At 36.3% G+C, this 5,846-nt stretch carries 4 protein-coding genes and 1 pseudogene; 1 reads left to right on the top strand and 4 read right to left on the bottom strand.

Annotated features, from left to right (window positions below; translation table 11 throughout):
• Together P9Q65_RS12895 and P9Q65_RS12890 are read right to left on the bottom strand one after the other, a co-directional pair.
• On the bottom strand, positions 1–491 hold a 491-nt coding region (locus tag P9Q65_RS12895), incomplete at its 3' end, for a Clp protease N-terminal domain-containing protein (protein ID WP_304509900.1).
• Positions 492–846: 355 nt separating this feature from the next.
• Entirely contained in the window at positions 847–2,451 is a 1,605-nt protein-coding gene (locus P9Q65_RS12890; protein WP_304509899.1) for a family 10 glycosylhydrolase, read from the bottom strand.
• Positions 2,452–2,801: 350 nt separating this feature from the next.
• Between P9Q65_RS12890 and P9Q65_RS12885 the strand changes: the two genes are divergently transcribed.
• Entirely contained in the window at positions 2,802–4,055 is a 1,254-nt protein-coding gene (locus P9Q65_RS12885) for a shikimate kinase (protein ID WP_304509898.1), read from the top strand.
• 297 nt (positions 4,056–4,352) lie between these two features.
• On the opposite strand, the gene P9Q65_RS12880 is transcribed toward P9Q65_RS12885, so the two are convergent.
• Together P9Q65_RS12880 and P9Q65_RS12875 are read right to left on the bottom strand one after the other, a co-directional pair.
• A complete protein-coding gene (locus tag P9Q65_RS12880) occupies positions 4,353–4,874 on the bottom strand; it encodes a hydrolase (RefSeq protein WP_304509896.1) in 522 nt (173 codons plus the stop codon).
• 664 nt (positions 4,875–5,538) lie between these two features.
• Positions 5,539–5,718 (bottom strand): annotated as a pseudogene (locus tag P9Q65_RS12875) (transposase); the annotation flags it as partial.
• Positions 5,719–5,846: the final 128 nt, after the last annotated feature.

Genomic DNA, 5,846 nt, shown 5'->3' with positions numbered 1-5,846 from the left:
CCGTATTTTTTTAAGGCATCATAGGTTGCCTCAGGAGCGTCGCTGGTAACACGGGTATTGCCTCTAACAGAAACCAGCATCTTCATAAAGCTATCTTTGGTAACATTATATTCCTTGAAAATGGGCTTCAACCCACTATTTGGAGCATTAATCATTGCCATAAAAATATGCTCTACCGAAACATATTCATCTTTCATGTTTTCTGCAAGTTTTTCTGCTGCAACCATGGTTTTTTCCAGTTCAGAGCTAAGATATGTCTGTCCTCCGGAAACCCTTGGTAATTTCTTAATTTCATTCTCCGTAGCCTGAAAAACACCGTTCACATTTACGCCCATTTTTTGCAAAAGTTGAGGAATCAAGCCATCCTCCTGAGTTAATAACGTGGCCAGCAAATGCTGTTGATCTATTTGTGGGTTTCCATATTCCACAGCCATAGACTGGGCATTTTGAATGGCTTCCAATGATTTTTGGGTAAATTTTTGCAAGTTCATAACCATTCCACCTTCCTAATAAACAAAGAATACACTACTTCTTTTCATTTTTTTCTTATTATGGGCTTATTATACATTGTTAGCACTCACTTGTAAAGAGTGCTAACAAAAATAAGTTTACAAAATTTTTTCCTTTTCATGCTGTTTTTTCATCATTTTTCTTCCTATTTTCAGTCTTACCGTATCTCATAAAATAAACCTTTTTTTGTAATTATTTTTGTAAAATACCTTACATTTTTTTCTTTGTTTCAAATAGCGCATTTTAAATTATTCTCAAGCTTTTTCCTTTATAAAAGGAAGGCAACTATCAAAAAACGGTACTCACCAAAATAGGTAAGTACCGTTCAAGAAATCTTTATTCGTAACCTTTTGTTGTATCAATGCCTATGGTGGAAGTTTTTTCATCCCAGGTAACACCAATATCTAAAATCTTTGCAATATCTCTTAATTTGTAGTAAGTATAATCGTTAATGGTAAACGCACTTACACTCTGTTTTTCTCCGTCTAGATAGAGTTTTGCCGTAGAGGTTATTGCGGATGTATCCTCAGCTGTAGTGCTATTACCCGTTGTTCCGGAATAGCTTGATCCAGTTAACAGATTGATCGAAGCATCTTCTTCGTTCCAAACGGTATTAAACTGTTTCTGCGTACCATTGATGGAATAAGCAATGTCCCTTAGCTTAAAGTAGGTATAGTCATTAATCGTATACACTTCAAAGGAAACAGGCATAGCATTTACGGTAATCGCCGAACGGGTTGCAAATGCCTTCTTCTTTTCTATTACAATAGGAGTTTCAGGTTCATTGGTTTCAGGTGTTTCAGCGCCATTATAATACTTCTTTAATGCTGTTGCTGCCCCCTGGCGATCATCAAATAAATCTCTTGCACTAAAGAAAATGCTTCCATCAACTTGATAGCCCTCATTCAACTTTAGCTGCTGCGTAATTTCCTTTGCCACCACGTCTTTGTAAATTCCCTGTCCAATATAAAGAGTAACATCGGTATTTTTTACCAAATCACTCCACCATTTCACAAGGGTTTCATAATCAGCATAGCTATATCCTATTTCCCAGTATAACTGTGGTACAATATAGTCCACCCAGCCGTTTTCCACCCAATCTTTTGCATCACCATATACGGAATAATAGCCTTCGCCCCCGTTTGTTTGAGAACCGGACGGATCGGAACTGTTATTCTTCCATATCCCTAAAGGGCTGATACCAAATTGTACCTTGGGGTTGATTTTTTTTATTTCTTGACTAACCATACGAACCATATCATTTACATTTTCCCTACGAGCATCCGCCTCTTCGCCGTCTCTGGTTTCCCCCTCAGATAAAGGATAGTTCGATGGATAAAAATAATCATCAAAGTGAATCGCATCTACGTTATAATTTTTCACAACCTCACCAACAGTATCACGAATATATTCCTTAACCTGTTCATTCGCAGGATCGTAATACATTGCACCATTGTAGGTAATGATCCAATCGGGGTGCTGTCTTGCCATATTATTGGAAGAAAGTGCCGCCAAATCCGTTCCCGAAGTGGTAATACGATAAGGGTTCATCCATGCATGGAATTCCATTCCCCTTTTGTGTGCCTCCTCAATCATAAACTCCATTGGGTCATATCCTGGATCCTTTCCCTGTACACCAGTTAAAACGGCACTCCAAGGATTTAATTCCGATTCATAGAATGCGTCTCCTTTCGGTCTGACCTGAACCACTACAGCATTTACTCCAAGGGCTTTCAACTTATCCAATTTTTGGGTAAACTCCGTCTTTTGGCCCTCTATATTGTTTTGTACAGAAGGATAATCCGCACTATATACCGTTGAAATCCATACGCCACAAAAATCCTTAGAGTCAGCAGCATAAACCGTTTCTAAATTCGTACTGCCCATCAATAAAAATGCCGATAACATTGTTGCACCAATTTTTCTCAACCACTTTTTCATTGTTTTCTCCTATTAATTTACCAACCATACCGTTTTTTTCTATATTATCACATTTTTCCCTCCATTACCATTAAGAATAGTTTACGAATCCATGGTAATTTATGGTGTAATAATCTAACTTTTTTTATAAATATCTATGGCAATAAACTGATGCAAACCATAGCTTTCTTCGCTAAAATTATTTTTTTAGAATCCTTCTTTTTTTCAATATAATAGCTTATTATGGAACCAAAAAAACGCAAAAAAACACCGTCACACAGTTTTACATAAAAGAAACATTGTAAAAACGTTGCATAATTTCATTTACTGTATTACCATAGGAGAAAACCAAAAGATTTGAGGTGCATTCCATGAAATACGGATTAATCGGAGAAAAACTTGGACATAGCTTTTCCAAAATCATACATGAACAGCTTGCAGATTATACATACAATTTAATCCCTCTCTCCAAAGAAGCCTTCCATACCTTCATGTCACAAAAGGATTTCAACGCCATCAATGTGACCATTCCTTACAAAGAAATGGTCATTCCATATTTGGATTGTATCGATCCAAAAGCAGAGGCAATCGGCGCAGTCAATACAATTGTGAATAGAAATAATAAGCTATATGGCTACAATACAGATTATGACGGCTTTCATTATATGCTGGTAAAACACAAAATTGATCCAAAAGGGAAAAAAGTATTGCTCCTGGGAAGAGGTGGGGCTGCAAAAGCTTGTATCTCCGTAGTAAAAGATATGGGTGCCAAAGAAGTGCTTACTGTATATTATAAGGAAAATCCTGAAACCATTTCCTATGAAACCTGCTATGAAAAGCATCAGGATGCCCAAATTATTATCAATACCACACCTGTGGGGATGCACCCAAAAACCGATAGTACCCCCGTTGACCTTAGCCCTTTTGAAAAGTTAGAAGCAGTAGTAGACGTTGTATATAATCCTTTAAGGACTAAATTTGTGTTGGGCGGAATTTCAAAAGGAATCACTGCCGTGGGTGGCCTAGAAATGCTCATCGGACAAGCAAAATGTGCAGTAGAAATATTCTTAGGCAAAAAACTGGATGCTTCTGCAAATGAAAAGTTGTATTCTGCTCTTTTAGAGGATCGTAGCAACCTTGTCCTTATTGGTATGAGCGGATGCGGTAAAACCACGTTAGGCAATCTGGCTGCAGAACGACTTGGAAAAACCTTTATTGATATTGATGCGGAAATTGTAAAAGAGATCAAAATGCCTATTGAAGATTACTTTTTTAAAATGGGAGAAACCTCCTTTCGCAACATAGAAAAAGCCATGGTTCACAAGTATTCCCAACAAAACGGTCTGGTAATCTCAACAGGTGGAGGGGTAATCAAAAATGAGGGAAATATTAATGCTTTAAAACAAAACGGCCGTGTCATTTGGATAAAAAGGGATGTGCCTTTGTTAGAAAGCGGAAATGGCAGGCCTTTGACTCCCAACGCCGAAGCAACCCTTCATTTATATCAAGAACGATTCCCTCTTTATATGGCCGCAGCAGAGGGAATCTGCGAAAACAACTCCACCATAGAGAAGTGCTTGGATGAACTTATCTTTAATTTTGCTCATATCCTATCTAAGTCATAAAAGTCAGAAAAATAAAAAAGACGAGAACATAGAAAATTCTCGTCTTTTTTATTTTTCTTGATTTTAAAATTGTTCATATCTTTCTGGGATCGGATCACTTTACCTCTAAACACAAGGTACTGCTGTATAAAAGTGCACGAATTATTTATTGTTCACCTTATCTTTTCTATAACACGTAGTTGCACCTTAATAATATTTCTATAAAAATTCAGCCATAAAAAACGGTGATAGCCACAAACTCTGTGGGTATCACCGTTAAATAAGTCATCATTTACTTTAAGCTTTTTCTTAATTCCTTTAAGATACAGCAACTTTTCTAACACGGAAACCTTTATATTTACGCTCCGCAACTTCGCAAACAGCACTAATCTTATCTACAAAGGTAACCACATATGATTCGATATATCTGGGGGGAATCAATGTACATGGCCACATATGCTTACGAATGGCGTCTCTCTCAACTTTATTCAGCTCTGTAATTTTGCTAGCATTATCTAAAGCAACCCTAGGATGCCAAGATGCATGATGGGTACGCAACCCCTTTTTTGTTCTCCAGTCATAGAAAAATAAATCATGAAGAAGCCCTGCTCTAGCCGCAGAACGATAATCCCAGCCCATGCGATAGCAAACTAAAAAACTGTAATATGATACGTTGATACTATGCTGCAGTCTGCTTGTATTGCAATGCTGCACACAAGAGTCCATTTTTTTCACCATTTCGTTATCAATGATATCCCGCACACATTCATTGTACTCTGCTAACAACTCATCTTCACTTAAGTTGCTAAAATCTTTTTTGGAACCAATTGCCTTGTGCATTGGATTCACATCCTTTTTTAGATTAACATAATTATATCACCTGAGCGGCTAAAAAAGACGGATATTATGGAAAAAACCACAAATTATCTTCCATAAAACCAACAATTTTACAAAACAGCCTAACCAAAAACAATCAGTTTCAGCTATCCCGCTTAACATTTTTTATTATAGCACATGGATTCATTTCATTCAAGGAACAAATCAGGCAAATTTGGAGTCAATCTTTACCTCTTATTTAGTTACCATGAATCATCAAAATCAAGTGTAAATTCCATAAAATTACACAAAAATTTTAGCGAAAATTGTCGTATTGCCATATTTTTCTGATAATAACGAGTCTTTTCTTCATTTAAATGCAAATTTTCTATTATTTTTTCAAGCATAATGCTTATATTTTTTTCTTTTCTCTTAAATTAATTAATCACTTTTTTTCCAAAATAAATTTAACTTTTTATGTTATTATATACATTATTTAAGATAATTTATTTGTTTCAATTTTCAGCGAATTTTCAATTCAAGATTAAATTTTGTTAGTATCATTCCACTAGAGCTTAACATAATGCATTGAACGATTTGCCAACCGTTTCTTTTTCTCTGGCTGCTGCTAAAGCAGTTCTGAGGCGAGTGTTTGGAAACCTACCGCAAAAATGCGAGAAGGCGCGGGGCACTTAGCCACCTTTATAATCTTCACCCCTTTCCACTCACATAGCGTTCTCAAAATCTTTCCTATTGCTTCTCTTTTTTCATAATAGAATATTTTTCTCCTATATTTAGGTGCAAATACTATGTAATATTTGCAATTCCACTTTGAATGGGATAAACTATTTATGTCGTTAAGACCCATATTAAAACTCCCTTCGTTATTTTATTCTTTGCAGTTGGCGGACTACAAATTTTATTATAACGAAGGGAGTTCCTTTTTCGCCTCATCGCCGTAGGCTTTTTTGAACCACGCGTCTAACGCGTGGTTTT

The organism is Anaerotignum sp., assembly GCF_030625865.1.
Lineage (GTDB): Bacteria > Bacillota > Clostridia > Lachnospirales > Anaerotignaceae > Chakrabartyella.
Note: the sequence above shows the minus strand (reverse complement) of the source record. Positions and strands in the feature narration are given on the sequence as shown.